Raw genomic sequence first — 26,167 nt, 5'->3', positions numbered from 1 at the left:
GGCCTTGGTACTCCTTTTTTATTGTTTCTACCTCGAGCTGCGCTTTAATGAAGCAACCCCATTATTAAAAGATAAAAAATTCTGCAAACATTCACTCATATTTTCTATTTAAAATTGCACTTCTTTCTTTAAGCTGCCTGAGTTCTGACAATTTTCAATGCTGGCAATATTTCTCTACTTTTAAAGCGGGAACTTCTGGCCTATAGTGCCCTCAATTTGAACATTATTCTCATTCCCCATTTAAATTCTTCCGGTCTGAATACAAGGTTAGCCCTATGCACACGCCTCTCGATATTAGTCAAAATAAGCCCTTATTATGGCTGATGGCGATTGCATGCGGTTTATGTGCTGGCGCGAACTATTATTGCCAGCCGCTGATTTCATCGATTCAGCAGTATTATCAGGTGCCTGAATCACAAGTAGCGCTCACCGTCACCTTTGCTCAAATCTCTTATGCCTTGGGCCTGCTGTTTATTGTGCCTTTAGGGGACATGCTAAATAAAACCAAACTGATCCCCTTTCTCATGCTGGGTGCGGCAGCAGGTTTATTTATTTGTGCCAGTGCAGTGAATCTGCCGATGCTCTGGGTCGGCACTATCATTGCCGGACTGTTTTCCGTGGCTGCACAGATTCTGATTCCCTTGGCCACCATGGCGGTCAAACCGGAAAAAACCGGAGAAGTGGTGGGCTTCCTGATGAGTGGATTACTGGTTGGCATTCTGCTCTCGACCAGTATTGCTGGATTACTTTCCGACCTGTTTCACTGGAAAATGATTTATATCATCAGTGGCATAAGTATGCTGGCCTTAAGTTTTTATTTGAGAGGAAAACTACCGAGCCTGCCACGTCTGAGAATCAGCTATACAGCGATTTTTAAATCTATGGGGATATTACTCAAGCAGGAACCACGACTGGTTTTGCGTTCACTTACAGGTGCGTGTGCTTTTGCTGCCATGAGTATGTTGTTCTCCACCATCGCTCTGCTGTTGACACAGGAACCTTTTCAGCTTTCTGATGTCATGGTCGGACTGGTCACGCTGGTCGGTGTATTTGGCGCACTTTCTACGCAGTTCATTGGTAAATGGGCCGATCGTGGCCATATCAAAATACTGAGCTGGATCGGCTGTTCTATCCTGATGGGGAGCTGGCTGTTTTTATACTTTGGTGCGGTATCCTTGCTCAGTTATATTCTCGGTTATGGACTGATAAATCTCGGGCTCGCAATTACGCACAGCTGTAACCAGAACGTGATTTTCCGCCTGCGCCCGGATGCCAAATCACGGGTCAATTCACTGTATATGACCTTGTATTTTATTGGTGGTGCATGTGGTTCAGCCTTAGGGGTTTATGCCTGGCATCACGGTGGCTGGAGCATGACCTGTCTGGCAGGACTCGGGCTAGCTCTGTGTGCCACCCTATTCGCCCTGCTGGATCAATGGCATCAGGCTAAGACAACCGCATAAGTATTTTACCTCTATTTAGCTGACTTGCGCCGCCGGATAATAAGGCTTATTCAGATCAAGAGTTTGTGAATTTTCCAATAAAATACAGATAAAAACCGGCAATAAGGCTGCCAGAATCCGGCAGCTTTCCTCTAATGATTTATAATTCAGCGAGCTGTGATACGTGGCGCCACCCTGCATTATCTGATGGTGCAAGGTAGATAAACGCTGAAATATTCCAGCTAAAATTTCAACAGAATTTCGTTCTTTTAAAGCATTCTCTATATTCTGTTTCTGTGTTTCCAAGTCAACCTGACAGCTTTCCAGGCTAATTTTCTGATGACGATAATCCCAAAAGCTTTGTTCCACATAGGGATTGGCCAAGAGTGAGCAGATCGGCTGGCTGTATTTTTCCCAGAGAATATGATTAATTTTCTGATCCAGATCCTTTTGGCAGAGTGTTTCCAGAAACTGCTGCAGCTTGCTTTGATCTTGAACTAGATCACTCTCATCTGCATAAATCGCCTGAAAGCTGATCCACAGGCTGATAAACTTAAAATCCAGATCCTGATCCAAGTCTAGCGATTTTTTAAACCAGCCTAAGCCCCGATGAATTCTTAAATTAAAATGTGCCGAATTTTGTGCTTTATGGCTTTTATAAATTTCCTCCAATAACAACATGATTATTCTCCTTATTTCTAGCGTTTTTATCTTCATCTTTCTCCTATCAAAATATACCATTCCAACTTGACTGGGAATTCCAATTTTATTTCTTTTTTCATTCCCTGGATTTACCGGGCTAGCTTAAGTTCGCCGGGTGGTTTTTCTGATTTTATGCTAGTATTACGCCCTCTTTTTGCGACGTCAGCCGATCCAGTTTAAGCCAAAAACCAATAGCTGAGTGATTGCATGGATTGCTTCTTCTTTCTTCCATTTCGTTAAGGCGTGATTTTGAATGACTGATCTGACCACCATTGAAAATAAACTTCAACCACGAATCAGTGTTGCGCCGATGATGGATTGGACCACCAAAGACTATCGCTTCTTTGCGCGTCTGTTTAACCCGAATGTGATTATGTACACCGAAATGGTCACCACAGGTGCAATCATTTACGGTGATGCCAAACGTCATTTGGACTTTAATACGGAAGAACAGCCAATCGTGTTGCAACTCGGCGGCTCGAATCCAAAAGATCTCGCCACTTGTACCAAGATGGCGCAGGACTGGGGCTATAACGAAGTCAATTTAAATGTAGGTTGCCCAAGTGACCGGGTACAGAATAATAAAATTGGTGCCTGTCTGATGGCAGAGCCTGATTTAGTCGCAGAATGTATTGCTGAAATGCGTCATGCGGTGGATATTCCAGTGACTGTAAAACACCGGATCGGGATTGATGATATGCACTCCTATGAAGAGATGCTACATTTTGTCGATACTGTGGCCAAAACCGGCTGCAATAACTTTATCGTGCATGCGCGGATTGCCTTATTAAAAGGTCTATCACCTAAAGAAAACCGCGACGTGCCACCCCTACGTTATGAAGATGTCTACCGTTTAAAACAGGATCGTCCTGATCTGCTCATCGAGATCAACGGCGGGATTAAAACCTATGCCGAAACCCTAGAACATCTCAAACATGTGGATGGGGTGATGATTGGCCGCGAAGCCTATCATAATCCTTACTTACTGGCTGAACTGGGCCAACTGTGGAATCTGGATGCACCAGACCGTTTTGACATTATGCAACAGATGCTGCCTTATATTGCCCAGCGCATGGCCGAAGATGCACCGTTGTCGATTATTACCCGTCATATTTTGGGACTGTTCCAGAACCTGCCGGGTGCACGCAAATGGCGTCAGGCTTTAAGCGGTGGCAATGCCAAAACCTTGAAAGATGTAGAAACTGCTCTCTTTAATATTCAGGAAGCGATGCAGCGTACTGAAGATTATGTACGTGAACATCAACAGGTTGAATCCTAAACAGAAAAGCACCGATCATCGGTGCTTTTTTATAGCGATTGCGCATGAGTTATTGCGTATACGCCGTGATATTACCGACCGGAATCGGCTCTTCCTGATAAGAAACATCTTGCAATACGGGTTCAGCCAGTGGTGTGATCAGAGAGCCGGAGACATTCTGGTTTGGTTCATCTACAGGTTCCAGATCATCCAAGGCTGAGGCCAGTTGCTGTAATTCTCGATCCAGTTGCTGACGATATTTTTCAATTTCAATTTCATCAATAAAAGCAAAGGCATCATCTTCAATCGACCAACTATATCCCCCATCCACCTTAAAGACTTTTACATGAATGGGATATTCCTCACCCTGATAATTCAGATGAGAAATGGCCTGAAACTCATTCCCCTGACGCTGGACAATTTTGACCTTTTTCACGGTAAAACGATAGTGTTGATAATCTCGATTGGAATTAAATTCACGTTGCATCTGCGTTTGAATATTTCTGGCCAGTTCATCCATCGAGACAAAATAACTGCATCCAGCCAGACAGGCGACCATCCATAACATCATGATTTTTTTCATAGCGCCCCTCTTTTTTCTTTCCACTTCCTGCTTATAGTCGATATATGCAGTATTTTTATCTTTGTTTATTCTGTGACCCATTTTATGCTTTTTTGCAAAAACAATAAACAAACAGCGCTTCGATTAAGACTAAATATTTATGGTTTATATAGTTTTTTTGAATTAATGATAAAAAATCAGCCATAAAAAAACCCTGATGGATTCAGGGCTTTTTCGATACAGATCGTTTTAAAAATCATCATCACTGGATGGATCACGATGCAAGGCATCATGAATGGCTTCGATCAACTGCTGGGCAATCTCCTGCTTGGAGGCTTTTTCCAGATCACGTTTGTCCAACTGATAATGCTCGGCAAAGAATACTGTCATGGCATTTTCATCTGAAGCAAATCCGATATCCGCACGTGAAACATCATTGCAGGCAATCATATCCAGCTTTTTCGCGACCAGCTTTCCAGCAGCATATTCTTCAATATTGCGGGTTTCTGCAGCAAAACCGACCATAAATGGACGTTTTTCCTGCTGGGCAATAGTGGCAACAATATCCGGATTTTTCACCAAGGCTACATTCAGCTCATCCCCGGATTTCTTGATCTTATGCTCGGCTACTTCTGCCACACGATAATCGGCTACTGCAGCTGTCGCAATAAAGATATCGCAACCATTTTCCAGCATCTGCATGCTTTCATTCAGCATTTGTACAGCAGAAGAAACATTCTTACGTTTCACACCATTTGGGGTTTCCAGACTGACCGGCCCTGCAATCAGGGTGACATTTGCTCCGGCTGCATAACAGGCTGCTGCCAATGCAAAACCCATTTTCCCGGTACTATGGTTGGAAATATAACGTACCGGGTCAATCGCTTCACGGGTTGGACCAGCTGTAATCGTGACTTGCTTGCCCGCCAGCAGGCCAAATTTTTCTGCAATCGCGCGCTGAGCCTTATGGAAATATTCTGTGACCTGACGTGCCAGATCTTCCGGCTCCGGCATACGTCCCAAACCTACATCACCACAAGCCTGTGATCCCGCGTCCGGCATGATCACATGCACACCATCTTCGATCAGTGTCGCAAGATTGCGCTGCGTTGCTTTCGCCGCCCACATTTGCTGGTTCATGGCAGGCGCCACCCAGACGGGTGCTTTCGTCGCCAGATATAAAGTACTGAGTAGATCGTCGGCCAGACCTGCGGCAAATTTTGCCAAGGTATCACAGCTGGCCGGTGCTACCAGCAACAGATCTGCCCAACGTGCCAGCTCGATGTGGCCCATGCCGGCTTCTGCTTCAGTATCCAGCAATTCGGTATGTACGGGATTGCACGATAAGGCTTGAAAAGTTAAAGGTGTAATAAAAGCCTGTGCACCGTGAGTCATGACGACCCGCACATCAAATCCGGCATCTTTCAGACGGCGAACCAGAATTGCACTTTTATAGGCAGCAATACCGCCAGTGACGGCCAAAATGATATTTTTATGAGGAATTACACTTAGATCAAAGCTCACGAACAGATTACCTTGCTGTTGCAGTGGGGCTCACAATAGCATTAAATAATCGCATCCCCAAGAGATCAGCTTGCGGGAAAACTGATAATTCATAATAAATAAGTCTAATAACTATGCAATTTTCTATTAAAAACTGGCCGGAACAAGAACGGCCGCGAGAACGCTTAATTCAATATGGCGCAGAAAGTCTGTCCGATGCCGAGCTACTGGCTATTTTTCTACGCTCCGGTTCCCAGCAACATTCGGCAGTTGATCTGGCGCGTTTGCTGATTCAGCATTTTGGTCATTTGACTGCGTTGCTCGATGCACCTTTACAGGAAGTCAGCCAGTTTCATGGCATGGGCATCAGTAAATATACTCAACTGATGGCCGTCAAGGAACTCGGACGGCGTTACATAGCCGAGCACCTGAAACAGGATGCACTGGAACTTACCAATTCCAAGCGGCTGAGAGATTACTTACGTTTTGAACTGCTCGGTGAAACTCAGGAAGTGTTTGCCGTGCTGTGTCTGGATGCCAGTTTAAGAAAAATTGCCTTTAAAAAACTGTTTTATGGCTCCATCAATGCATGTGATATTTCCATTAATCAATTGCTACGTTATGCGATTAGCCAACAGGCGACCTCAATTGTCATTGCACATAATCATCCGCTGGGCCGGCCCTCTCCCTCCAAGGCTGACCTAGTGTTAACCCGTCAGATTCAACAGGCCTGCCAGCTAGTGGATATCCATCTGATTGACCATTGCATCATCGCCTTGGAAGGCAGCTTTTCCTTTGCTGAGCAGCAACTCATCAAACCGGAAATGCAGTATTGAATAGCACTTGACAAAGCAGGCACAACTCCACAAGATCATGAAAAAAATTGTGATGATTCCAATAAATGATCGTACGTGACCAGCCGACTGTTTTTAAACTGCTGTTTTCCTGGCGGGGGACGATTTTACCTAAAGTTTTGCCACCTTTAGGCGTAGTGATGCTGATGTCAGCCATCATCGGTGGCTTGTCACATATTGGTTATTTTCATTTTCCAGAATTACCCCTGGTCGGCTTTACCCTGATTGGAGTGGTACTGTCGATCTTTCTCGGATTTAAGAACTCGGCCTGTTATGACCGCTGGTGGGAAGCGCGCAAACTTTGGGGCATTTTGATTGCCAATTCACGTCATTTTGACCGTGATTGCCGGATGCTGTCTCAAGGTCGCCGTGAACGTGTAATTCAGCATGTGATTGTCTTTGCCAATGTCCTCCGTGACCGGCTACGCCATCAGACAGCCAATCCGACGGAACTTGTGGAAACCAGCGGCATGAGCCAGCAGGCTGTGACCCAGCTCTATCAGCAGGCCAATGCGCCGCAATATACCTTAAGCCTGATTCAGTGGGAGCTAATGCAGGCACTCAAAGAAGGTGAAATCTCCGATATCATCTATATGCAGATGAATAATCATGTGGCTGAACTAAGTATTGTCCAGACCGGTTGTGACCGGATTGCGACGACGCCTTTGCCTTTTGCCTATTCGGTCTTGCTCAATCGTACCGTCTATTTTTTCTGTTTTATTTTACCTTTTAGTCTGGGTTCAACGCTTGGTCTGTTTACGCCTTTGCTGGTTGGAATTTTGGCTTATACCTTTTTGGGACTGGATGCACTAAGCTCAGAGATTGAAGAACCTTTCGGTACCCAGAGTAATGACTTGCCACTCGACTCGATGGTACGCACCATTGAAATTGAACTGTTAGGGACTTTAGGTAAACCAACGCCACCACCGATTCAGGCTCAAGATCATAATTTGCTATAATTTATAATTCTCTCCTCGCCCTTTGCTATTAGTGGCGAAGGGAAAATCTTCTCTCAAATGAAAAAGATCGAGGTAAAGGAATGACTAAACAAAACTCTCCCAAATCCCGACCTGACCCGGTTTAAGGCTCGGGACATTACCGAGTTTAATCCAGGGCATATGATCGCCATGAAAATCACTGCCAATCGAAACTTTTAACGTATGTTCTGCAATCATTCGATCGACCATCTGCCGGGTGGAACTTGGCTCAATCGCCGGTGGCAGCTCGACTGCATCTCCACCGAACTTGGCAAAAATCTTGATCAGATAACGGATATTGGTCGCAGATAAATCATATTTGGTCGGATGAGCCAGTATCGCAAAGCCGCCACTTTCATGAATGACCTGAATGGTATCTTCCAGACTCAAGCCATCAAATTTGACATAGGCTTTCTTGCCTTCCTTGATGTATTTATCAAAAGCCTGTTGTGCACGGTTCACAATCCCCTTTTCTACCAGCGTTTTGGCAATATGCGTTCGTGTCACCCGATCAGGGATATGGTCAACTTTGGCCAGTACATCGGCATAAATATCCTCACCAATTAAAGGAACCAGCAGATCACAAATCTGTTTAGAGCGTTCAGCCCGGATTTTCTTTTGCTGATTGAGGGCTTTTTGTAAAGGCTCAGGATTTTGCATATTTAGCGCGACGATGTGCACGCCATAGTTTTTTTTGGTGGCAGGACGTGACCACTGGCTGGATATTTCCACCCCAGAAATGATCTTAATCTCATGATTTTTAGCGGCTTCCTCAGCCAATACCAAACCATCCATGGTGTCATGATCCGTCAGAGCCAAAGTATGGACGAGTTTTTCCACAGCCGCTTCGACCAATTGCTGAGGACTGAAAGTTCCATCAGAAATATTACTATGTGTATGTAAATCTACGCCGTGCATCTCTATACTATGACATTTATTTGATCAGATTTAGATACTCTAACATGAAAGCACTTTTAGACTTTGTGCCACTCATTATTTTCTTTTATTTATATAAAACTGTAGATCCAAAAGACACTGACCATCAATTGCTGCAATTGATCGGTTCTGCGGGGGGTGTCGACAATAATAATATTCTTGTTGCAACCACAGGTCTGATTATTTCCATGTTGGTCGTCTATGGTGCGTTATTTGTCATACAAAAATTCCGTCTGGACAAGCAGCAATGGATTGTCTTGTTTATGACGGTGATTTTTGGTGGCATCACTCTGATCCTCAGCGATGATTTCTATATTCGTCTGAAAGCCGTGTTATTGAATCTGGTCTTTGCAGGTGTCTTTTTCTTATCCCCTTGGTTTAGCAAGGATAAAAAGCCTCTGATCCAGCGGTTATTTGGTCCAGTATTCAATCTAAGCGAAAAAGGCTGGTTCAAGCTGAACTATGCTTGGGTTGCCATGTTCGTACTGATGTCATTTCTGCATACCTTTTTCGCCTATTTGTGGATGGATGGAAAATATTGGGGCGAATTTACCGCATTCGGTGACATGATCGTGATGTTTTCCTTTATCATTATTCAGTTTATTGTATTGCGCAAATACTTTAAGACCGCTGAATAAGTCCAACTACAAATGATTGAGAGTCATCATGCCATTATTCGTCGTTAGCTGTACCGATCGGGAAGGTACAGTTGAAAAACGCCTCGCGATTCGTCCACAACATCTTGCACGTCTGGAACAGTTAAATGCTGAAGGTCGCCTGATTGTTGCAGGTGCCATGCCTAAAGATCCAGCCAATCCGCAGGCCGGTTTTTATGGCAGTACCATTATTGTCGATTTTGACAGTCGTGAAGCATTGGACAGATGGCTACAGGATGAACCTTTCTTAAAAGAAGGTGTGTACGAACACATCGATGTCAAACCATTCAATAAAGCATTCCCTCAAGGATAAGGTTCATGCGTGTTGTTACTGCCAGTATCATTGGCCTATGTTTTATGATTTCTCCAGTATGGGCAGTCGAAGTTGCGCCTGCTCCTGTGATTCAGGAAAATCAGACAGCACAACCTCAAGGGACAGCGGCGACTGCCCAAACCCAGTCTACGCCGAAACCTGCCATTATTCCTGCCGTAGCGACTTCTGCCCAGCCAGTGCCACCTGCCGAGAATAAACCGTTAACTGCAGAAGAAATCGCCAAGCTGAAAGCCCAGCAAGAGGCCAAGGTCAAAGCCTTAGTCAAAGATCAGGCCACCCGTTTGCAGCAACTGGAAAAAGCCAATCTGGAAGCACTATCGCAAAATCAGGAATTGCAGCTCAAGAATGACAATCTAGGGGTTCAGGTACAAGTACTGCAAAGCGAACGCAGTGCCCAGATGTTCCTCTACGGCGCTGCAACCCTGGCTGTGGGGGTATTGCTCGGCTTCCTGATCGCGAGCTATGTTTATACCAAACGTCGCCGTCAATGGTAAGCTATAGCCCTTCCCGATATCTTTAAGGTTGTACCCGTTTTGTCACACGCAATTCAAACTGCTGATCTGGATTGGCAATTGGTGGATGGTATTGATGTGCCTGTATCCAAGCAATTTGGTGATGTGTATTTTTCCAAAGACAATGGCTTGCTGGAAACCCGGCATGTCTTTTTAAATGGCAATGATCTCAGTACGCGTCTGGCAGATTTAAAACCTTTTGAATATTTCTGTGTCGGTGAAACGGGTTTTGGTACTGGTTTAAATATTCTGGCCCTGTGGCAGCTCTGGCAACAGGTGCGTCCGGACAATCACAGTCATCTGCATGCGATTTCAGTTGAAAAATTCCCTCTTTCTAAAACCGATCTGATTCGAGCCTTAAATGCCTGGCCAGAACTCAAGCCTTTAGCTCATCAACTCATCTCTCAATATCCGATGCCAATTGCCGGCTGTCATCGTCTCAGTTTTCCTGAAGAGCGATTCAGTCTGGATCTATGGCTGGGTGATGCACATGATGTTTTCCCGGTAATTGAAAAAACTGCGCCGGTGAACGCTTGGTTCCTGGATGGTTTTGCGCCTTCCTGCAATCCAGACATGTGGGAAGAAAATGTTTTAAATAATATTGTACGTTTATCCGAGATCGGTACCACTTTCGCCTCTTTCAGTGTTGCTGGCGTCTTAAAACGTGGCTTAAAAAATCATGGGATTTCAATTTCCCGCCCACGTGGTTTTAAGCATAAGCGTGAAATGCTGAAAGCGATCTGGAATCCGGCTGAAGAGACTGAAAGTTCATTAATACAAGAAATCACTCAAAAAAAAACTGAGCGAGATACAGAGACCAATATCAGACCTAGCCAAATCGCTGTGATTGGCGCTGGAATCGCCGGTTTAAGTACAGCCTGGGCATTCGCTCAACGTGGTCATCAAGTCACGATTTACGACCAGTCAGCGCCACTCTCAGGAGGTTCTGGCAATCCACTGGCTTTGCTCAATCCCAAACTCTGTCCGGTTGAGCAAAGTGCTGAACATCTGATGACATTGGCCTGGCAACATGCCTTAAATCATTACCAAAAATTTAAAGCTTTCCGCCCGATTCAGGTCAATCAGCTTGCCTTAAAAAATCCTGAACAGCTTTTAGGATTGGCAGATGAATATCCTGAAGAAATTCTTGCTGTACAAGATACAGAGTCGCAAGAGCTTCAAACTGCATTTCCAAGTTTAAAATTACTAGAAGCTGGCGCGGTTTCTCCTCATCAATTGCGTGATGAAATTCTACAGAATGTAAATATCCGATATAAACAGGCCAAAATTAGCCATATTGAAGCGGCTACAAAACCTCAGCTATTTTCAGATGAACAGGATCTAGGTGAATTTGATCATGTCATTGTCTGTACTGCGCGAGAAACAGCACAATTCTTTGCAGATTATCCGGTTTTGAAACCGATTCGCGGACAGGTCAGTTGGCTAAACAATAAAACTCAGCCTTTAAGTCAAAATATTGCCTATAGCTACGGCGGTTATTGTATGCAACTGGATGCTGAACATCTGATCTTGGGTGCTTCTTTCTATCCAGGTCGGGATGATATCGAGGTGTTAGCAGAAGACCATGTGCATAACTACGAACTGATCCACAGTGTCTTCCCAGAATATGCACAATCATTACCAGCTACCGAGACTTGGCAAGGTCGTGCCTCGGTACGCGCGCAAAGTCAGGATTATTTTCCCCTACTGGGTAAAATGAAAGTGGATGAGGAAATTTACAGCTTTGCCAGTCTCGGTTCTAAAGGTTTTCTGTTTGCGCCGCTCTGCAGTGAAATTCTGGCAGCCCAGATTCTCGGTGAAGCCTGTCCGGTGCCATCCAGTTTAGTAAAAAAACTCAGTGTGACTCGTTTTCAAAAGAAAGTGAAAATGAAGAAACCGTATTTTAAGCCTCAAGTCTAATCCTCCTGCCTTTTTAAAGAGAAAAGTTCCCTCTCCTGAGAAAATTTTAAAGCACTGCTTTAAAACGCAGCGCAAGTGAGGAATCGGATGAGGGTTTTATTTTATTGTGAATATTTTACCTCTCCCTACCCCTCTCCTAAAAGGAGAGGGAAAAATATTAGCCCCATTAAAAAAGCGCCTTGCGGCGCTTTTTTTGACAGAATGCTTATACACCCTGTTCAAGCGGTAAGCCTGCATCACGGGCAGCACGAGTACCACCCATCAGAATGACATATTCACGTGAGCTGTCAAAACCCTCTAGTTTTTCCGCAGCACGTGGAGCTTTACTGCCCCCACCACACAAGATGTAAATGGGTTGATCCGCTGACACCTGAGTTAGGCTTTCTGCTGAAAGATCGTTAATGGGCTGATTCACCGCCCCTTTCACGTGTGCTTCAGCAAAAGCACTTGAATCGCGTACATCCCAGATAATTGCATTTTCTGGGAACTCAAATGTTGTAATTTCTTGTTTACGGATCATTGCGCACTCCTTTGATGTAAACAACACTTGGCAAATGAAGAAAACATCCCTAGCATCTCAGATATTCTTTCCCTTTGTAAAGGTCTAAACTATGCCTTCTTTCGATATTGTTTCTGAATTAGAAATTTTTGAAGTAAATCATGCAGTTCAAAACACCCAAAAAGAAATCGCGACCCGCTTTGATTTCCGTGGTCAGCACGTTTCTATTGAACTGAATGAAAAAAACAAGGAAATCAAAATCTCGACTGAAAGTGATTTCCAGTGTGAACAAGTCTATAGCATGCTGGAAAGTCATTTCTTTAAACGCAAAGTCGATATTCAGGCGCTTGACCCACAAAAAATGACAGCTTCTGGCAAAAATGTGATTCAGGTGATCAAGCTTAAAGATGGTCTTGACTCAGATACCGCAAAAAAAATTAATAAAGCCATTAAAGAAAGTGGGATTAAGGCGCAATCTTCTATTCAGGGCGACAAGATTCGTGTGACTGATAAAAAACGCGATACATTGCAGCAAGTAATGGCATTCTTGAAAGAACAGCAATTTGGTTTGCCTTTACAGTTCAATAACTTTAAAGATTAAGACAGCAACGTCTGTAGAAGGAATTATGGCAAAGAACAACCGATTAGCCAGATTAGTCAAAGCCACTGCACGATTACCGCAAGGCATTCGTACTGCTTTGTTAAGTAAAACTTTTGGCCGGGTGGTCCCGATGGTCGGCTCTGCCAAGATTCGTTATGAGGAAATGAGTGCGTCCAAAGTGGTAGTAAGTATGGCCAATCATAAAGCCATGCAGAACCATATCGGACAAATCCATGCATGTGCAATGGCCCTGCTGGCAGAAACAGCGACCGGCTTTGTGACGGCAATGAATGTTCCGGATACAGCAATTGTACTGATCAAAAGCTTAAAGGTTGATTTTAAGCGCCCGACACGCGGTGCCATGACTGCTGTTGCTACGCTCACGTCGGAGCAGCAAGCCCTGATGCAAAACTCGGATAAAGGTGAAACCCTGGTTCAGGTCACCGTCACGGATGAATCAGGTGAAGCCCCCATTCAATGTGAAATGCTCTGGGCTTGGATTGCCAAGAGCCAGCTCAAGAAATCATAATTTCTTCTTTTAGACAAAAAAATCCCAGACATTAAATCTGGGATTTTTTTATTTCAAGTCATCATTGTGCTGTTTGCGATTCTAAAAGCTTCTGTTTCGCTTCTTCTGGAATCAGACGTTTGTTGCCTTTGACATCTACAGCAACAAAGGTAAACACACCTTCAGTTACCCGAATTGGGGGGCGTGAATCATCATGGCTATCCCAAACCTCGATTTCCATCTGGATAGATGTCTTGCCAACTTTGAGAATTTTGGTATAACAACTAATCACGTCTCCGACTTTTACCGGTACCAGAAAAGTCATCTGGTTAATCGAAATCGTGGCACAACGTCCCTTTGAAAATCGTTCTGCGTGAATCGCGCCTGCCAAGTCCATTTGTGAAACGATCCAGCCACCAAAGACATCACCACTCCAGTTGGTATCTGCAGGCATTGCGATCGTCTGTAGGGAAAGAATCCCCTCTGGTCTTACTTGAGAATCTGACACTTTCACTCCAGGCATTTGAATTAGGGTTGGGTATTTAACTGCTGATCAAGCCATTTTTGCAGCTCGCTTGACCGTAATGCACCGCTTATTCTAGCAATTTCGTTGCTTTTATTCATCAACACCAGCGTCGGAATACTACGAACATTAAATGCCGAACTTAAGCGAGGATTCGCTTCTGTATCAATTTTTGCAAAAACCACATTTGGATATTGCTGGGCGACAGTCGCAAAATGCGGTGCCATCATTTTACAGGGACCACACCATTCTGCCCAGAGATCAATCAGGATTGGCAAGTCACTATGCGTGACAAACTGGCTGAAATTCTGCTCATTCAGCTCAATTGGTACCAGTGGAATCAGGGCTTGATGACATTGACCACAAGCAGGGTTGGCAGTGAGTTTATCTTCAGGGACACGGTTTTTGGCCAGACATTCCGGACATACAATAATCATCTAGCGCACTCCAATATGTTGATGTAAGAATTCTAATTGGGTCGAAACTGCTTTTTCAAACCATTCCCCATGATAAATATCAAAATGCCGGATATTCCACTCATGATATTGCACAAATGGTGCAATATTGGTCGCAGTTTCCCGACTGGATTCAATTGGAATCAGACTATCCAGTTTTGCCGCAATAAACAGGACTGGAATGTTAATCTTTCTGACTTCCTGAATCGGCCGATAGCGCATCAGTTTAAAGAATGCCCGTGCAGGAATATGACCACTCCAGTAATAATCCGGATTGACAATCGACAGATAACCTTCATAACTGTCCTGTGTCGGCATAAAACATAGCTCATGCGGATCAACTACAGGTAAGGTTTTTGGTGCCATACCAACCTTGGCCCCCATATAATCCTGACTGGAAACTTTAAGCGCCTTGGGGAGTTGCTGTAAAGGATATAGTTGGGCACTTTCAGCCCCATCGACAAAAGGCACCTGTACCATCGCCGCCTGAATATTTTTCAGCTCTGCTGCAAGTGTCAATACATGCCCACCACTTAAGGCCGTACCCCAGAGCACGATCCGTTTACTGTCAATCGATTTGCGTTCCTGAATATGTCTGATCATGGTTCGCCAGTCATCGAGCTGGGCATTGATCGACACCAGTTCACGTGGACGCCCAGTGCTGCCGCCCCAATAGCGATAGTCAAATAAAACCACCGCATAGCCGGCACCGGCAAAACGCTGGGCATATTGCACCAGTTTAAATTGACGTAAGGCAGCCAGACCATGTGCCATCAAAATTACGGCGGGTTTTTCTATATTTTTAGGCCGATAAAAATCTGCAGCAATCACTTCCTGACCGCTTTTGACATACAGTGGTTCAACTGTATAAGCCTGCATACGCGCTCCATTGCGTTATCTTATGGTTATCATCATTTATAAAAATTTCAGAACAGGTTCAGCATGTTTTCAGCTTAATGCTATCATAAAGCATATCGATATAAATGAAATGATGGAGTGGCGTCATGAGCGAAAATGTAGGTTTTGCAGGTCAAATTGGTCCGGAACACGTAATCCAAGTGGTTGAGAAAGGCTTTAAATCGATTATCAACAACCGTCCGGACATGGAAGGTGGTGCCGAGCAGCCAACCAGTGCACAAATCGAGGAAGCTGCACGCAATGCCGGTCTGGATTATGTATTCCAGCCAGTAGTAGCCGGTCAGATTACGGAGCTTGATGTACGCACTTTTGCCAATCATTACAATGAATTGCCAAAACCTATCCTGATGTTCTGTCGTACTGGAAACCGCTCGAATAATTTATATCAGCTGGCAAAACAGATGGACCTGCTGGATGACTAAGTCGTTTTGGAAAGGTGTGTTACTAGCAACCTGTTTTAGCTGTATTACACCTGTTTTTGCTGCAAATGACCTTAGCCGTGCGCTGACCTCTACGGTGAGTGTCACGGGGCAAATGACACCAAGCAAGTTCCAGCAATTGATTCAGCAAGGTTTTAAATCTGTAATTGTAAACCGCCCTGATCAGGAGACTGGTAATAATGTCACGGTGAGTCAACTACGCTCCATTGCGGAGAAATCTCAAGTGAGTGTGATTTATCAGCCTGTAGTGAGTGGCCAAATTTCTCAAGCCAATATTGAGGAATTTGCGCGATATTATAATGAGCTGCCTAAACCGATTTTGATGGTTTGCCGAAGTGGTACACGTTCAGCAGCTTTGTTCAATCAGGCGAAATCTCAAGGATTGATTCATGAATAAAATTTTGGTCGTGTTATGTCTAAGCTTGAACTTTTTCGGTTGTAGTTCAATGAATTTGAAGCCGACTGTGGGTGTGAGTGTAGGGACGTCGATTTAAGTTTTTAAATTTCAACCCCCATAAAAAACAGCGCCGAAGCGCTGTTTTTTCGTCAGATTAGATTATTAGTTGACACATGTTGTATATGGACTTACGCGGTTAGGTGCATAACTTCCATCAGCAGCATAATCACTACTTAAACTTGGCAATGTTAATGTTGTATAGCCTCTAGTTGGTGTTTGTGCAAGTGTAGTTTTCGCTCCTACTTCTACTGCGATCCAATGAGCATTTGCTTTTGGATATTCAATGATGAAGTCAAACCTACCAGTACTATCTGTACGATAGGTCGCGGTATATGGGTGAGTCGTACTATTATTTGCTGTACCACCTAAGAAACGAACCACACGTAATGCCTGACCATTAGCCATCCAACTTGTTGTTGTTGGATCCACCGTACATGTCGTTGCTGAGTTTTTATCTTGAACTTGTGCAGGTATTGTACCTACTAATGGATAATAATAATCACCTGGTTTAATCCAACCTTTTAGATTCGTAAATGGATAAACCGCATCTAGTTCTTTAACTTTTAAGGTAATAGGATTGCCATCCACATCGACACCAGGTTGCTCAACTATTTTCCATGCATCTTTCTGAATTTCATATTTCCATTCACCTAAAACATAAGAAGTTGGACGAATATCTAAAACTACATCCTGATTTGCCACTGGCTTCCCATCAACATCAACCAGCTGAACAGAACCTTCTTTTTGATAATAAATACCGTTACCTGTTGATGTAAGCTCTGTTGGATTAAAATTAACCGCAATAGAACCAATCGTTACTGGCACTTCGGAATTTACCACATCAATCACATGCGGTACACGTCGCTCTGTATTCTGCGTATCTTTAACTACAGCTTCTACACGTAAATCAGCAGCAACGAAGTCATAGGTTGGATTACGTAAACTTTCATCAATTACAATTGAAAATTTTGCCCAACCATTCTCATCACTTTCAATAGTAGATGCGCCATGAATATATGCACCATTTTGATTATATTGAGGAATTGTTAATGTAACTGCTTTACCAGCTTGACTTGAACCATCTAAGTCTACTACCAATACTGATACTTCGAAAGAATCACCACGGACATTTAACTTATCTTTAGATACTTTAATTTTTAAGTCCAATTCTGGCGCTAAAACTGTTGGTGAGTGCACTTGAATACTGCCAGGTAGACTTACTGAAGCACCTGTTGCGGTGGTATGGGTTGCCGTTAATTCGATTGGTAGAACTGGTAATACTAATGTACCTTGTAGTGATTTCATCGATACTTCAAATACAGCTTCACCAAATTGATTAGTAATGAGCTGTGAAGCCCCTTTAATACTAGTCGCATTTCGCGGATCAGCAATAGCTAAGCTAACTTTTTCATTCGCAACACCGCCTTGATTCTTATCAAGAAGTTTAACCGTCACAAATGCACTATCACCTGCTGAACTTAATGACACACGACTACTATCAATAGTTAAGTGATAAGGATTACTAATATCTTGAACAGCAAAATTTAGCTTCGTCTGAATTTCATTACCGCGTGGATCACGGATAGTTCCTGTTACTACAATAGATTCTAAAGCAGCAGATGTAATACCTTGTGGAATAATTAAGTCAATTGGCACTGAACCATTTCCTTGTATTACCACTCCGTCAGCACTCAGCTTAATACCTGCAGCTATCGCTTCTGGATTCAGAGTCAATCGCATTGGTGTACCAGCTGCAGTATTAATCCCCATTTCATCTTTAACAGCTGCATACACTTTAACTGTTTGCCCAGCTGTCACTGTTTTTACATCTGATGTTAAACGCGGATTTAAAGCATTTGCTGGAGCGGTGATACTAATTACACTTGTTTGCTGTAAACGATCGCCATTATTTAAGTTCGTACCAACTACGGCAAAGACAATACCATTTTTGATCAAACTAGCATCATAAACGCCCTCGGCTACGGTCACGGTAAATTCAGCTTCACCATCACTATTCGTTTGAGTTGGTATATTGCTTAATGACACACGACTAGAAGTGAGACTAGATAAAGCAATTGCAATTGGTGTATTTGGAATAGGATTACCCTTTTCATCAACTGCTGTAATTTTGACGCGAGTCTCACCACCGAGAACAGAAATTGTATCTAATGGGTCACCATCAACTGTCGTAAAGACAAGATCTGCTAAGTCTGGTAAAACCACAGTGGCTTTCTCTAATTCAACTTTACGAACTAACGTGTATGCAGAACCATCAGCACGTCGTGCAGTCGCAGTAAATTCCAAATCATTTGCAGCTAGATTCTCAATTTCAGCTTGATTTTGAGGATTAATCGTTACTTCAAATATTGCAAGACCATTACTGTCTGTCATGACTTGAGATGGTGAAGCAAAACTTACACCACTTCTTAAAGCAGCTTCATTTAACCCAAGTGAAACGACTTGGTTTGCAAAAGCCTTACCTTGTGTATCTTTCGCATTAATTGTCACCTGAATCGTCTTAGGTGTATTCACACCCAATGTAACAACATAATCAGATGCATCTAAGGTAAAGTAATCTAGAATCTGCCCGGCATTTGGTGATTTAAAGTTCAAGGTTTGAACAGCAGCTTTACCATTGCTGGTTTTCGCCGTGATACGAACACCTGGACTTACCAACTTAATCTGCTCTTGAGTACCTGCAACTTTATATTCAAACTCAAAATAAGCGTAACCATTGGCATCAGTAAGCTTAGTTGCTTCACCTGTTAAAGTGAATTGTGCTGTTTTTAACTGCTCTAGGGTTAAATCCGGTGTATTAATCGTAACTTTTGCACCCTGTAAAGCACCCTTATCAGCAGATAACGCTTTTACTGGTACAATAATTTTTTGATCTTTTGAATAATCAAATGCTTGCAGAATTGGATCAATTAAAACCTCTGCAGGTGTAGATTCAACATCAGGAGCTCTTAAATCAATACGGCGAGAAGCTTCATAATTCGAACCATCAGCACGTTTAGCTGTTAATGTAACCTGTAAATCACCTGACTCAAGGTCGCTAATCAAGTTTTGAACTTCGCCCTTATTACGTGGCAATGCCTTAAAGGTGAAGGTCACATAACCATCAGCATCAGTTTTTTGTGCAAAGGTTTGCGCACCAATGTTCGCACCTGTTGGATCAAGTAAATAAATACCATTCTTATGCGCTTGTTCATTATAGCTGATCGTTACATCTTGATTAGCAAGTGCTGTACCACCCACATTTATTGCACGTACCTTAACTGTAATATCAGTTTGTACGTTTTCTTCGATCGCAGCATAACCATCTGTATCAATAGAGATATAATCTAAAGCTTCTGAAGTCAAAGACTCTCTAAAGTTCAATTTTGCTGTCTGCGTTTTTCCGTTTGCAGTTGCTGTTACAGTCACACCATTTAAGATATCACGCTGTACTGTGGTATTTGCATATTGATATTCAAATACAAACGTTGCATAACCATCATCACCTGTAAACTGTTCAGCGGCACCATTTAAGCTAAAGTTCAACTGTGCTAACTTATTTTGAACATCCGTGGTGATCGCAACTTTTTCATTTTTAAGCGTGCCACCATCGACATCTAGTGCTTTTACGCGTACTTGAATCTTATGATCTTGAGTATAGTCAAATGAGTTTAATACTGGATCAATGACTAAAGTCTCAACTTTAGATTCAAATTGCTCTTCAGCTTGTACCAATTCAACTTTACGTTGAGCTTGACGAACAGACCCATCGGCGACAGCTGATAACACTTTCACTGTTACGCCATTTGCCAATAATGCTTCTAATTCCTGTTGGTTCTTCGGATGCACACTGAATTCAAATTTGGCATAACCTTCTGCATCCGTTGCAACAGATGAAGCGGTAAGAAGATTAATTCCATTTTCATTGGTCAATTCAATCTGAACATTTTGATTTGCCAATACTGCGCCATCAGTACCTTTTGCAAGCACAGACAACGCAACTTTAGTTTCTACATCCGTATCAATGACAGCTTTACCAATCATATCAATGACAAGAAAATCAAGCGTATTAGTTTGAGTTTCCGCAAAGTTAATAACCGTGCGTTGCTCTTTACCATTTGCAGTCGCCAATAACGCTACACCTTTCAATGCAAGGTTTTTTTGCTCTGTAGATTGTGCATCGTAGTTATAGCTAAATTCGAAGACAGCATAGCCTTGATCATCGGTATATTGCTCAGCAGCACCATTTAAACTCAAATTAAGTTTCGCTAATTCTGTACTTGAGATGTTTTCAGGACGCAATGTAATTTTTTCATTACGTAATGCGCTACCATCTTCACCAATCGCCTTCACTCGTACCGCAATGGTGTGATTTTTACTGTAATCATAAACACTAATTGGATCAATGATCAGATAATCGACTTCACTTGGTGCTTCTGCTTCTGACTTATAAAGTTCAACTTTTCTTGATACTTTGTATGCAGAACCATCTACACGCTGTGCAGATAAACGAACATTCAAACCAGATGCAAGCAATGCATCTAATTCAGATGCATTTTCTGGTGCAATGTTGACTTTAAATGTGGCTTGTCCTTGTGCATTGGTCACAACTTCTGTCGCAGAATTAAATGAAATACCACTATTGGTTTCTGTTTCATTCAATTCAATTTTCACAGTCTGGTCTTTTAATGTCTGACCATTTGTTGCCAATGCAGTTGCTGTAATCATCACTTCTGTTGGTTGATCGGTTGAGATAACTGCACGCCCACCTGTAGATACCACTAAATAATCAAGATTGATTTCTTGTTCATTTGCAGGTGCTTTAAAGTTAATAATCGTATTATTCGTCTTTCCATTGGCAGTTGCTGTAATTTCAAAACCATTTAGCAGTTTCTTTTGTGCAGGAGACTGTGCATTGTATTTATAGTCAAATGTGAATGTCACGTAACCATAATCATCAGTCAGTTTCGTCGCATCACCAACAAGACTTAAATTCAGATCAGCTAACTCTTGTGCACTAAGGGCTGTCGTTAAGCTCACTTTTTCATTACGTAAAGACTGACCAGCTTGACCAATCGCTTTCACGCGTACTTGAATTGTTTGGTCTTTTGTATAGTCATATGCTGCTTGTAACGGATCGATTAGTAGTGAAGATACTTGCGATGCTTGCTCTTGCTCAATAAGCTTAATCGTTCTTAGCGTTGTATATTCAGAACCATCTTTTGCAGTTGCTTTAACAGCGACTGTTACACCACTCGCAAGCAATGCATTCAGTTCATCTTTATTTTTTGGTTTCGCATTTAAAACGAACTCAGCATTACCTAATGCATCTGTAACTAGGTTGTTAGAGGTTGCATACGTTACGCCATTTGAAACTGCAGTATTATCAATCCCAATACTAATACGTTGGTTAGCTAAAACCTTACCATCTGTACCCATTGCCTTGACACGGATCTTGATCGGTGTATCTGTAGTGGTCGAAATTAAGGCTTGTCCATCTGTATCGACAGTAAAGAAACTTAAGTCGATACTATCGCTCGGAGCCTTAAAGTTAATGCGAATATTGCTGACCTTACCATTTGCCAAAGCATTGAAAGTAAGACCTTTTTTCGCAAGCTCTTCTTGTCCAGGCGTTTCGTTATATTGGTAACTAAGTTTAAACGTTGCATAACCTAATGCATCAGTAATTTGTTCTGCTTGGGTCGTAAAACTTAAGCCTAACTGCTGCATCTGCTGATTAGTTAGGGCAGATTTTAATTGAATTTTTTCTTTTGCTAATGGGCTTCCATTGACATCTAATGCTTTTACACGAACGGTAATTTCTTGATTTTGCGTATAGTCAAAACGGGTTAAGATTGGATCTACCATGAGGTAATCCACTTGACTCGTTCCAGTGTCAATAATCGAGTTTGAAACTAAGTCAATTTTACGAGTAACTGAATGCTTAGAACCATCATTACGATAAGACACTACTGCAACAGTTAGGCCTTTTTCAATTAAGGTATTTAATTCAGTTAAATTACGTGCTGCAACTTTTAATTTAAATTCAACTTCACCTTGTGCATCCGATACAAGCTTAGTTGCTGTGGTATATGAAACACCATTTGAAATCGCAGTTTCATCAATACCAATAGCTAATTCTTGATTTGCAAGAACTGCACCATCAATACCAAAGGCTTGCGTACGTACTATAATTTCAGTTTGTTGATTAAGTGCGATTTGAGCTAAGCCATCAGTATCTAAAGTAAAGTAATCAAGGCTGACTTTGTCACTGACACTCTTTGTATTGAAGTTAACTTTAATCGTTTGAGTCTTTTGATTAGATAATGCCGTGGATGTAAAAGTAATCCCTTGCTTAGCCAACGCCTGCTGTTCTGCAGATTTATTATATTGATACTTATAAACAAACGTTGCATAACCATCTGCATCTGTTAAAACTTCAGCAGCTGTACTTAAACTTAGACTCAACTTATTCAGCTGATCATCTGAAAGTAAAGATTTAATTGATACTTTTTCATTTTTAAGAGGGCCACCTTTTTCACCAATTGCTTTTACTTTAATTGTAATGTCTTGGTTCTTGGTAGGATCAAAGTTTTCATTGATTGGGTCAATTAAGAGATACTTAACTGCTTCAGTTGCAACAGCCTTATCTTCAACAACAATTTTAATATTATTGCTAATACCGTTATCTGTTGTAAACGTCGCTGTGATCCCTGAAGCCTTTAATGCTTCTACAGCTGCTGCTGTTTGCGATGCTGGTGTTTTAATTCTGAAAGTGACATAACCCTCTGCACCGACAGACTGACTTTCATTTAAATCAAAGTTAACACCATCACTACTGCCTTCTAACTTAACAGCATTCGCTACAGCTTCGCTATTCAAGGTAAGTTTGATTTTACCTTTTTTCGCAGCATGTCCATTGTTCGCAATCGCTTTTACCTTAATTTCAACACTGTCAGACATTGCATTGATTTTATAAGATGAAGCGATTTCTAGACGTTGAATAGCTTCTTGATCGGTTGCACTATCATCTGCAGTAATGACATCAACAGTAATGGTCGCGAATTTCTCAGGGTTCTCTAGGAAAGTTGCTTTAAGTTCAATCCCTTCATCCTTCAAAGCAAGTGGTGTATCAGAATTACTTTTTAGGATAAATTCCGCATAACCTTGTGCATTTGTAATGGCTTCAGTTTTATCCAAGGTCACACCACGACCAGATTGATTGGTCTCCAGGCGAACTTTTTTACCTGCTAAATCTTGTTTATTGGAATTTTTGGCATATACACGAATACGTGCTTCGCCATTTTTTGCAGCAATCGGTGCATCAGGCTTAATAATTTCAAGTTTATCGACAATTGTTGCAATATCTTTAAATGTTAGAGACGTAGTTGCTTGCTTTTCTGCACGATGCTCATCAATGAGTTTAAAGTTTAGTATTTTAGATGTATCTACAAGCTGTTGAATTTGTGCCGCAGTTAAATTTTTATTTGCTACAAGTTTAAAATTTGCTTTACCTTCACTATCTGTCTGTACAGATGATCCGTTGCTAATTACAAGCAATCCTTGTAACTCAGCAGGTAAAGACAATTCAACGGTTTGTCCTGACTTAGAACCACCTTTTGGATCAGTCACTTGGACAAAAAATTCAACTGCCCCATTTGGTAAATCAATCGTAAGGCCTTGTGGCACATCTAGAGTATAATCACTAACAATTACACTAGATTTTTTAATATTAAGGGTATATACCTGTTTAACTTGTGTGCCATCTACAGTTGCAGTTAATTGTACTTTACCAGATTCAATATTAATTGAAGGAATTTTAAGCTCAAAAATAGCAATGCCATCTTCAGCTGTAGCAACTAAGGAACTTTTGCTTGTTACACCTAATTTATCTGAATCATTAATCGCTAATCGTACATTTTTGCTAGAAATTCCACCTTTATCTGCATTTAAGACCTGAACAGCAATTTGTACAGTTGAATTATCTACAACCTGAACAATATTTTGGCCACTCGAATCTTGCAAACTAATATTCAAGCTTTCTGGAACTTGAGCTGTATTATCTGTAGATTCATTGCCGCCTCCATTATTTCCTCCTGTATTTGGTTGACTATTATTGTCATTATTATAGTAACCGTCACTCCCCCCCCCGCCACATGCAACTAAAGAAATCGATGTTGCTAAAACAGTCGTGTTAACCCCTAATTTTTTTAAATTTATAAACAAACTCATGTTTTTTCCCACTGCATATAATAGTTAAGCTGCCATAAAAGTTAATCTTCTGGCTTTTACACAAAATTTACTCAAAATAGCAAAAATATGCAATCTAGTTACATAATTTACATCAGAAACATTGTAAATCATGCATATAAATATTCATGTTCTGAGAATTGGTAAGCATTTTATGTATGACATTATTATTATCGGCGCAGGCACAGCAGGAATCAGTGCCTATAAAGAAGCTATTAAATATACCCAAAATATTTTAATTATTAATGCCGGTTCATGGGAGACTACATGTGCTCGTGTAGGCTGTATGCCGAGCAAGCTTCTGATTTCTTCTGCTAACCGTATGCATGAGATAAAAACTGCAGAAAATCTTGGATTACAACATGATGCTGTAATAAATACTTCGGTCGTTATGGAGCGCTTACATAAGCTTCGTAATCATTATATTCGGGCCACTTTAAAAGAAGTAGAACAATGGAATCCAGCCCATAAGGTATCTGGTCACGCCAAATTTACTAATGCTCAAACAGTCCAAGTAGAAGGAAAATCTTATCAAGCTAAAAGTTTTATTATTGCAGTAGGCTCTCGACCAAATTTTGATGCTACCTTAAAAGATGAACTAGGCGATAAACTCCTGACATCTGATGAAATCTTTGAACTTACACAGCTACCTAAATCCTTAGCAGTGATTGGTAGTGGCGTTATTGCAATTGAATTGGCTCAAGCCATGCAACGTTTAGGGGTACGTACTACTATGTTTGCTCGTAGTCAGAAAATAGGTGCACTCACCAGTCCAACTCTACAAGCTTTGGTTAGAGAGCAATTAAATAACGAGCTGGATATCAAATTTAAAACTTTACCTAATCAAGTCAAACTCCTTACTGATCAGGTAAAAATTGACTATATAGAGAATGATCAAAAACAAAGTCTTGAAGTAGATTATGTACTCTCAGCTACTGGACGTAGTTCTAATTTAGATCGATTAGGTTTGGAAAAAATTAATCCTGAATTCCAAGATGTTAAAAAGCTACCTATTAATAAAAAAACCAAGCAATTAGAAAACTTGCCTATTTTTATTGTTGGCGATGCAGCCCCTGATGTCCCAATTCAACATGAAGCTGCCCATAATGGTAAAGAAGTGGTCCAGAACTGCTTAAATTTTCCAGATGTTCAGCCTATTTCTGCCCTAACTCCTTTGGCAATCGTATTTAGCCAACCAGAAATGGCTATTATTGGACAAAGTTTCAAACAGCTAGAAGAGAAAAATACGGAATATATTAGAGGCTTTGTATCTTATGAAAGACAGGGACGCGCGTTAATTCTTTCAGAAAATAAAGGTGGGGCTGAAGTATATATAGATAAAATGTCAGGAAAATTATTAGGTGCTGAATTATTCTGCCCTCAAGCCGAACATCTAGCACACATACTAGCCTGGATGATTGATGCAGAGCAGGATATTCATCAGATTCTGGCAAAGCCTTACTATCATCCGACTTTAGAAGAAGGGCTAAGAACAGCATTTAAACATGCTCGTCGTCAGCTTGATCAACAGGAAGTAATTGACAATTCTTAAATATCTTAAAGAAGGATAGATAAAATTTAATTACTTCAAACAATATGGTGCAGCTAATAGCTCTGAAGTTTTAGCTGCACCTTGTTACTCTTTAACTCATTTTTTAGATCAGAAAATATCAATAGAAAAAGTTGTAAGCATGAAACCCCACGCATAAAAAAAGCCCCCTGCGTGAGCAGAGGGCTTTTGGAATAATGAGCTGGCGATGACTTACTCTCACATGGGTAACCCCACACTACCATCAGCGCTAAGAGGTTTCACTTCTGAGTTCGGGAAGGGATCAGGTGGTTCACTCTTGCTATGGTCGCCAG

22 protein-coding genes and 1 rRNA gene are annotated in these 26,167 nt (G+C 41.8%); 13 read left to right on the top strand and 10 right to left on the bottom strand.

The features are described 5' to 3' along the window. Positions 1 to 275: 275 nt before the first annotated feature. Positions 276 to 1,463, top strand: a complete 1,188-nt coding sequence (locus FTV08_RS13270) for an MFS transporter (protein ID WP_044110590.1) — start codon at positions 276 to 278, stop codon at positions 1,461 to 1,463. A 15-nt stretch (positions 1,464 to 1,478) separates the two neighbouring features. On the opposite strand, the gene FTV08_RS13265 is transcribed toward FTV08_RS13270, so the two are convergent. Beyond that, entirely contained in the window at positions 1,479 to 2,123 is a 645-nt protein-coding gene (locus FTV08_RS13265; protein ID WP_005248075.1) for a hypothetical protein, read from the bottom strand. Between the two features lie 274 nt (positions 2,124 to 2,397). Between FTV08_RS13265 and dusA the strand changes: the two genes are divergently transcribed. Further along, positions 2,398 to 3,423, top strand: coding sequence for a tRNA dihydrouridine(20/20a) synthase DusA (gene dusA / locus FTV08_RS13260; protein ID WP_044110593.1), 1,026 nt, complete (start codon positions 2,398 to 2,400; stop codon positions 3,421 to 3,423). A gap of 49 nt (positions 3,424 to 3,472) precedes the next feature. On the opposite strand, the gene FTV08_RS13255 is transcribed toward dusA, so the two are convergent. Beyond that, on the bottom strand, positions 3,473 to 3,985 hold the full coding sequence (locus tag FTV08_RS13255) for a hypothetical protein (protein ID WP_005106072.1): 513 nt from the start codon (positions 3,983 to 3,985) through the stop codon (positions 3,473 to 3,475). Positions 3,986 to 4,213: 228 nt separating this feature from the next. Beyond that, complete coding sequence (coaBC, locus tag FTV08_RS13250; protein WP_044110596.1) at positions 4,214 to 5,488, bottom strand: bifunctional phosphopantothenoylcysteine decarboxylase/phosphopantothenate--cysteine ligase CoaBC; 1,275 nt, start codon at positions 5,486 to 5,488, stop codon at positions 4,214 to 4,216. A 113-nt stretch (positions 5,489 to 5,601) separates the two neighbouring features. Here coaBC and radC point away from each other — a divergent pair, with 113 nt between their 5' ends. After that, a complete protein-coding gene (gene radC / locus FTV08_RS13245) occupies positions 5,602 to 6,303 on the top strand; it encodes a DNA repair protein RadC (RefSeq protein ID WP_005101798.1) in 702 nt (233 codons plus the stop codon). A gap of 65 nt (positions 6,304 to 6,368) precedes the next feature. Next, complete coding sequence (locus FTV08_RS13240) at positions 6,369 to 7,280, top strand: bestrophin family protein (protein ID WP_114541813.1); 912 nt, start codon at positions 6,369 to 6,371, stop codon at positions 7,278 to 7,280. An 84-nt stretch (positions 7,281 to 7,364) separates the two neighbouring features. On the opposite strand, the gene FTV08_RS13235 is transcribed toward FTV08_RS13240, so the two are convergent. Continuing rightward, complete coding sequence (locus tag FTV08_RS13235) at positions 7,365 to 8,216, bottom strand: PHP domain-containing protein (RefSeq protein WP_180087475.1); 852 nt, start codon at positions 8,214 to 8,216, stop codon at positions 7,365 to 7,367. A 44-nt stretch (positions 8,217 to 8,260) separates the two neighbouring features. Between FTV08_RS13235 and FTV08_RS13230 the strand changes: the two genes are divergently transcribed. From FTV08_RS13230 to mnmC, 4 genes are read left to right on the top strand one after another with little or no spacing between them, the layout of a single operon-like run. Continuing rightward, positions 8,261 to 8,872: a septation protein IspZ gene (locus tag FTV08_RS13230; RefSeq protein ID WP_004281606.1), complete on the top strand. Its 612-nt coding sequence runs from the start codon at positions 8,261 to 8,263 to the stop codon at positions 8,870 to 8,872. A 28-nt stretch (positions 8,873 to 8,900) separates the two neighbouring features. Continuing rightward, the gene (locus FTV08_RS13225) at positions 8,901 to 9,203 is read left to right on the top strand and encodes a YciI family protein (RefSeq protein WP_005248149.1); all 303 of its coding nucleotides are present in this window, start codon (positions 8,901 to 8,903) and stop codon (positions 9,201 to 9,203) included. Between the two features lie 5 nt (positions 9,204 to 9,208). Continuing rightward, positions 9,209 to 9,718 (top strand): hypothetical protein, encoded by a 510-nt coding sequence (locus FTV08_RS13220; RefSeq protein ID WP_005101791.1) that lies wholly within the window; start codon positions 9,209 to 9,211, stop codon positions 9,716 to 9,718. Positions 9,719 to 9,757: 39 nt separating this feature from the next. Next, positions 9,758 to 11,656 carry an FAD-dependent 5-carboxymethylaminomethyl-2-thiouridine(34) oxidoreductase MnmC gene (mnmC, locus tag FTV08_RS13215; protein WP_180087474.1) on the top strand — a complete coding sequence of 633 codons (1,899 nt, stop codon included), beginning with the start codon at positions 9,758 to 9,760 and terminating at the stop codon, positions 11,654 to 11,656. 205 nt (positions 11,657 to 11,861) lie between these two features. Here the strand turns inward: mnmC and FTV08_RS13210 are convergent, their stop codons facing one another. Next, a complete protein-coding gene (locus FTV08_RS13210; RefSeq protein ID WP_005101788.1) occupies positions 11,862 to 12,176 on the bottom strand; it encodes a rhodanese-like domain-containing protein in 315 nt (104 codons plus the stop codon). A gap of 91 nt (positions 12,177 to 12,267) precedes the next feature. Here FTV08_RS13210 and FTV08_RS13205 point away from each other — a divergent pair, with 91 nt between their 5' ends. Together FTV08_RS13205 and FTV08_RS13200 are read left to right on the top strand one after the other, a co-directional pair. Further along, a complete protein-coding gene (locus tag FTV08_RS13205; RefSeq protein ID WP_044110606.1) occupies positions 12,268 to 12,756 on the top strand; it encodes a YajQ family cyclic di-GMP-binding protein in 489 nt (162 codons plus the stop codon). Between the two features lie 25 nt (positions 12,757 to 12,781). Beyond that, positions 12,782 to 13,285 (top strand): DUF4442 domain-containing protein, encoded by a 504-nt coding sequence (locus FTV08_RS13200; protein WP_004645125.1) that lies wholly within the window; start codon positions 12,782 to 12,784, stop codon positions 13,283 to 13,285. A 61-nt stretch (positions 13,286 to 13,346) separates the two neighbouring features. Here the strand turns inward: FTV08_RS13200 and FTV08_RS13195 are convergent, their stop codons facing one another. Genes FTV08_RS13195 through FTV08_RS13185 form a run of 3 tightly spaced genes read right to left on the bottom strand, consistent with a single transcriptional unit; the run spans position 13,347 to position 15,121 of the window. After that, the gene (locus FTV08_RS13195; RefSeq protein WP_153566559.1) at positions 13,347 to 13,787 is read right to left on the bottom strand and encodes an acyl-CoA thioesterase; all 441 of its coding nucleotides are present in this window, start codon (positions 13,785 to 13,787) and stop codon (positions 13,347 to 13,349) included. 5 nt (positions 13,788 to 13,792) lie between these two features. Continuing rightward, positions 13,793 to 14,224, bottom strand: coding sequence for a thioredoxin TrxC (gene trxC / locus FTV08_RS13190; protein ID WP_005101783.1), 432 nt, complete (start codon positions 14,222 to 14,224; stop codon positions 13,793 to 13,795). Then, on the bottom strand, positions 14,225 to 15,121 hold the full coding sequence (locus tag FTV08_RS13185) for an alpha/beta hydrolase (protein ID WP_180087473.1): 897 nt from the start codon (positions 15,119 to 15,121) through the stop codon (positions 14,225 to 14,227). 125 nt (positions 15,122 to 15,246) lie between these two features. On the opposite strand from FTV08_RS13185, the gene FTV08_RS13180 reads away from it, so the two are divergent. Together FTV08_RS13180 and FTV08_RS13175 are read left to right on the top strand one after the other, a co-directional pair. Continuing rightward, a complete protein-coding gene (locus FTV08_RS13180; protein WP_153566561.1) occupies positions 15,247 to 15,582 on the top strand; it encodes a TIGR01244 family sulfur transferase in 336 nt (111 codons plus the stop codon). Continuing rightward, positions 15,575 to 15,997, top strand: coding sequence for a beta-lactamase hydrolase domain-containing protein (locus FTV08_RS13175; protein WP_153566562.1), 423 nt, complete (start codon positions 15,575 to 15,577; stop codon positions 15,995 to 15,997). Before FTV08_RS13180 ends, FTV08_RS13175 begins: the two co-directional genes overlap by 8 nt. Before the next feature lie 162 nt (positions 15,998 to 16,159). On the opposite strand, the gene FTV08_RS13170 is transcribed toward FTV08_RS13175, so the two are convergent. After that, a complete protein-coding gene (locus tag FTV08_RS13170; protein ID WP_180087472.1) occupies positions 16,160 to 24,286 on the bottom strand; it encodes an Ig-like domain-containing protein in 8,127 nt (2,708 codons plus the stop codon). 172 nt (positions 24,287 to 24,458) lie between these two features. On the opposite strand from FTV08_RS13170, the gene FTV08_RS13165 reads away from it, so the two are divergent. After that, positions 24,459 to 25,856, top strand: coding sequence for a dihydrolipoyl dehydrogenase (locus FTV08_RS13165; RefSeq protein ID WP_044110621.1), 1,398 nt, complete (start codon positions 24,459 to 24,461; stop codon positions 25,854 to 25,856). A 197-nt stretch (positions 25,857 to 26,053) separates the two neighbouring features. Here FTV08_RS13165 and rrf read toward each other — a convergent pair. Further along, positions 26,054 to 26,167: ribosomal RNA gene (gene rrf / locus FTV08_RS13160) — 5S ribosomal RNA — on the bottom strand; the annotation flags it as partial.

This window comes from Acinetobacter sp. YH12226 (assembly GCF_013417805.1).
Taxonomy (GTDB): domain Bacteria; phylum Pseudomonadota; class Gammaproteobacteria; order Pseudomonadales; family Moraxellaceae; genus Acinetobacter.
The sequence above is the reverse complement of the archived record's forward strand: the minus strand, read 5'-3'. Positions and strand labels throughout refer to the sequence as shown.

Bases quoted from the DNA above. Each gene is read 5' to 3' on its own strand.
- trxC (WP_005101783.1), bottom strand. From the start codon at position 14,224: ATGATTATTGTATGTCCGGAATGTCTGGCCAAAAACCGTGTCCCTGAA.
- FTV08_RS13200 (WP_004645125.1), top strand. From the start codon at position 12,782: ATGGCAAAGAACAACCGATTAGCCAGATTAGTCAAAGCCACTGCACGA.
- FTV08_RS13185 (WP_180087473.1), bottom strand. From the start codon at position 15,121: ATGCAGGCTTATACAGTTGAACCACTGTATGTCAAAAGCGGTCAGGAA.
- FTV08_RS13210 (WP_005101788.1), bottom strand. From the start codon at position 12,176: ATGATCCGTAAACAAGAAATTACAACATTTGAGTTCCCAGAAAATGCA.
- FTV08_RS13240 (WP_114541813.1), top strand. From the start codon at position 6,369: ATGATCGTACGTGACCAGCCGACTGTTTTTAAACTGCTGTTTTCCTGG.
- FTV08_RS13175 (WP_153566562.1), top strand. From the start codon at position 15,575: ATGACTAAGTCGTTTTGGAAAGGTGTGTTACTAGCAACCTGTTTTAGC.
- FTV08_RS13265 (WP_005248075.1), bottom strand. From the start codon at position 2,123: ATGTTGTTATTGGAGGAAATTTATAAAAGCCATAAAGCACAAAATTCG.
- radC (WP_005101798.1), top strand. From the start codon at position 5,602: ATGCAATTTTCTATTAAAAACTGGCCGGAACAAGAACGGCCGCGAGAA.
- FTV08_RS13170 (WP_180087472.1), bottom strand. From the start codon at position 24,286: ATGAGTTTGTTTATAAATTTAAAAAAATTAGGGGTTAACACGACTGTT.
- FTV08_RS13235 (WP_180087475.1), bottom strand. From the start codon at position 8,216: ATGCACGGCGTAGATTTACATACACATAGTAATATTTCTGATGGAACT.
- FTV08_RS13165 (WP_044110621.1), top strand. From the start codon at position 24,459: ATGTATGACATTATTATTATCGGCGCAGGCACAGCAGGAATCAGTGCC.
- FTV08_RS13195 (WP_153566559.1), bottom strand. From the start codon at position 13,787: ATGCCTGGAGTGAAAGTGTCAGATTCTCAAGTAAGACCAGAGGGGATT.
- FTV08_RS13255 (WP_005106072.1), bottom strand. From the start codon at position 3,985: ATGAAAAAAATCATGATGTTATGGATGGTCGCCTGTCTGGCTGGATGC.
- FTV08_RS13220 (WP_005101791.1), top strand. From the start codon at position 9,209: ATGCGTGTTGTTACTGCCAGTATCATTGGCCTATGTTTTATGATTTCT.
- FTV08_RS13180 (WP_153566561.1), top strand. From the start codon at position 15,247: ATGAGCGAAAATGTAGGTTTTGCAGGTCAAATTGGTCCGGAACACGTA.
- dusA (WP_044110593.1), top strand. From the start codon at position 2,398: ATGACTGATCTGACCACCATTGAAAATAAACTTCAACCACGAATCAGT.
- FTV08_RS13225 (WP_005248149.1), top strand. From the start codon at position 8,901: ATGCCATTATTCGTCGTTAGCTGTACCGATCGGGAAGGTACAGTTGAA.
- FTV08_RS13230 (WP_004281606.1), top strand. From the start codon at position 8,261: ATGAAAGCACTTTTAGACTTTGTGCCACTCATTATTTTCTTTTATTTA.
- FTV08_RS13270 (WP_044110590.1), top strand. From the start codon at position 276: ATGCACACGCCTCTCGATATTAGTCAAAATAAGCCCTTATTATGGCTG.
- FTV08_RS13205 (WP_044110606.1), top strand. From the start codon at position 12,268: ATGCCTTCTTTCGATATTGTTTCTGAATTAGAAATTTTTGAAGTAAAT.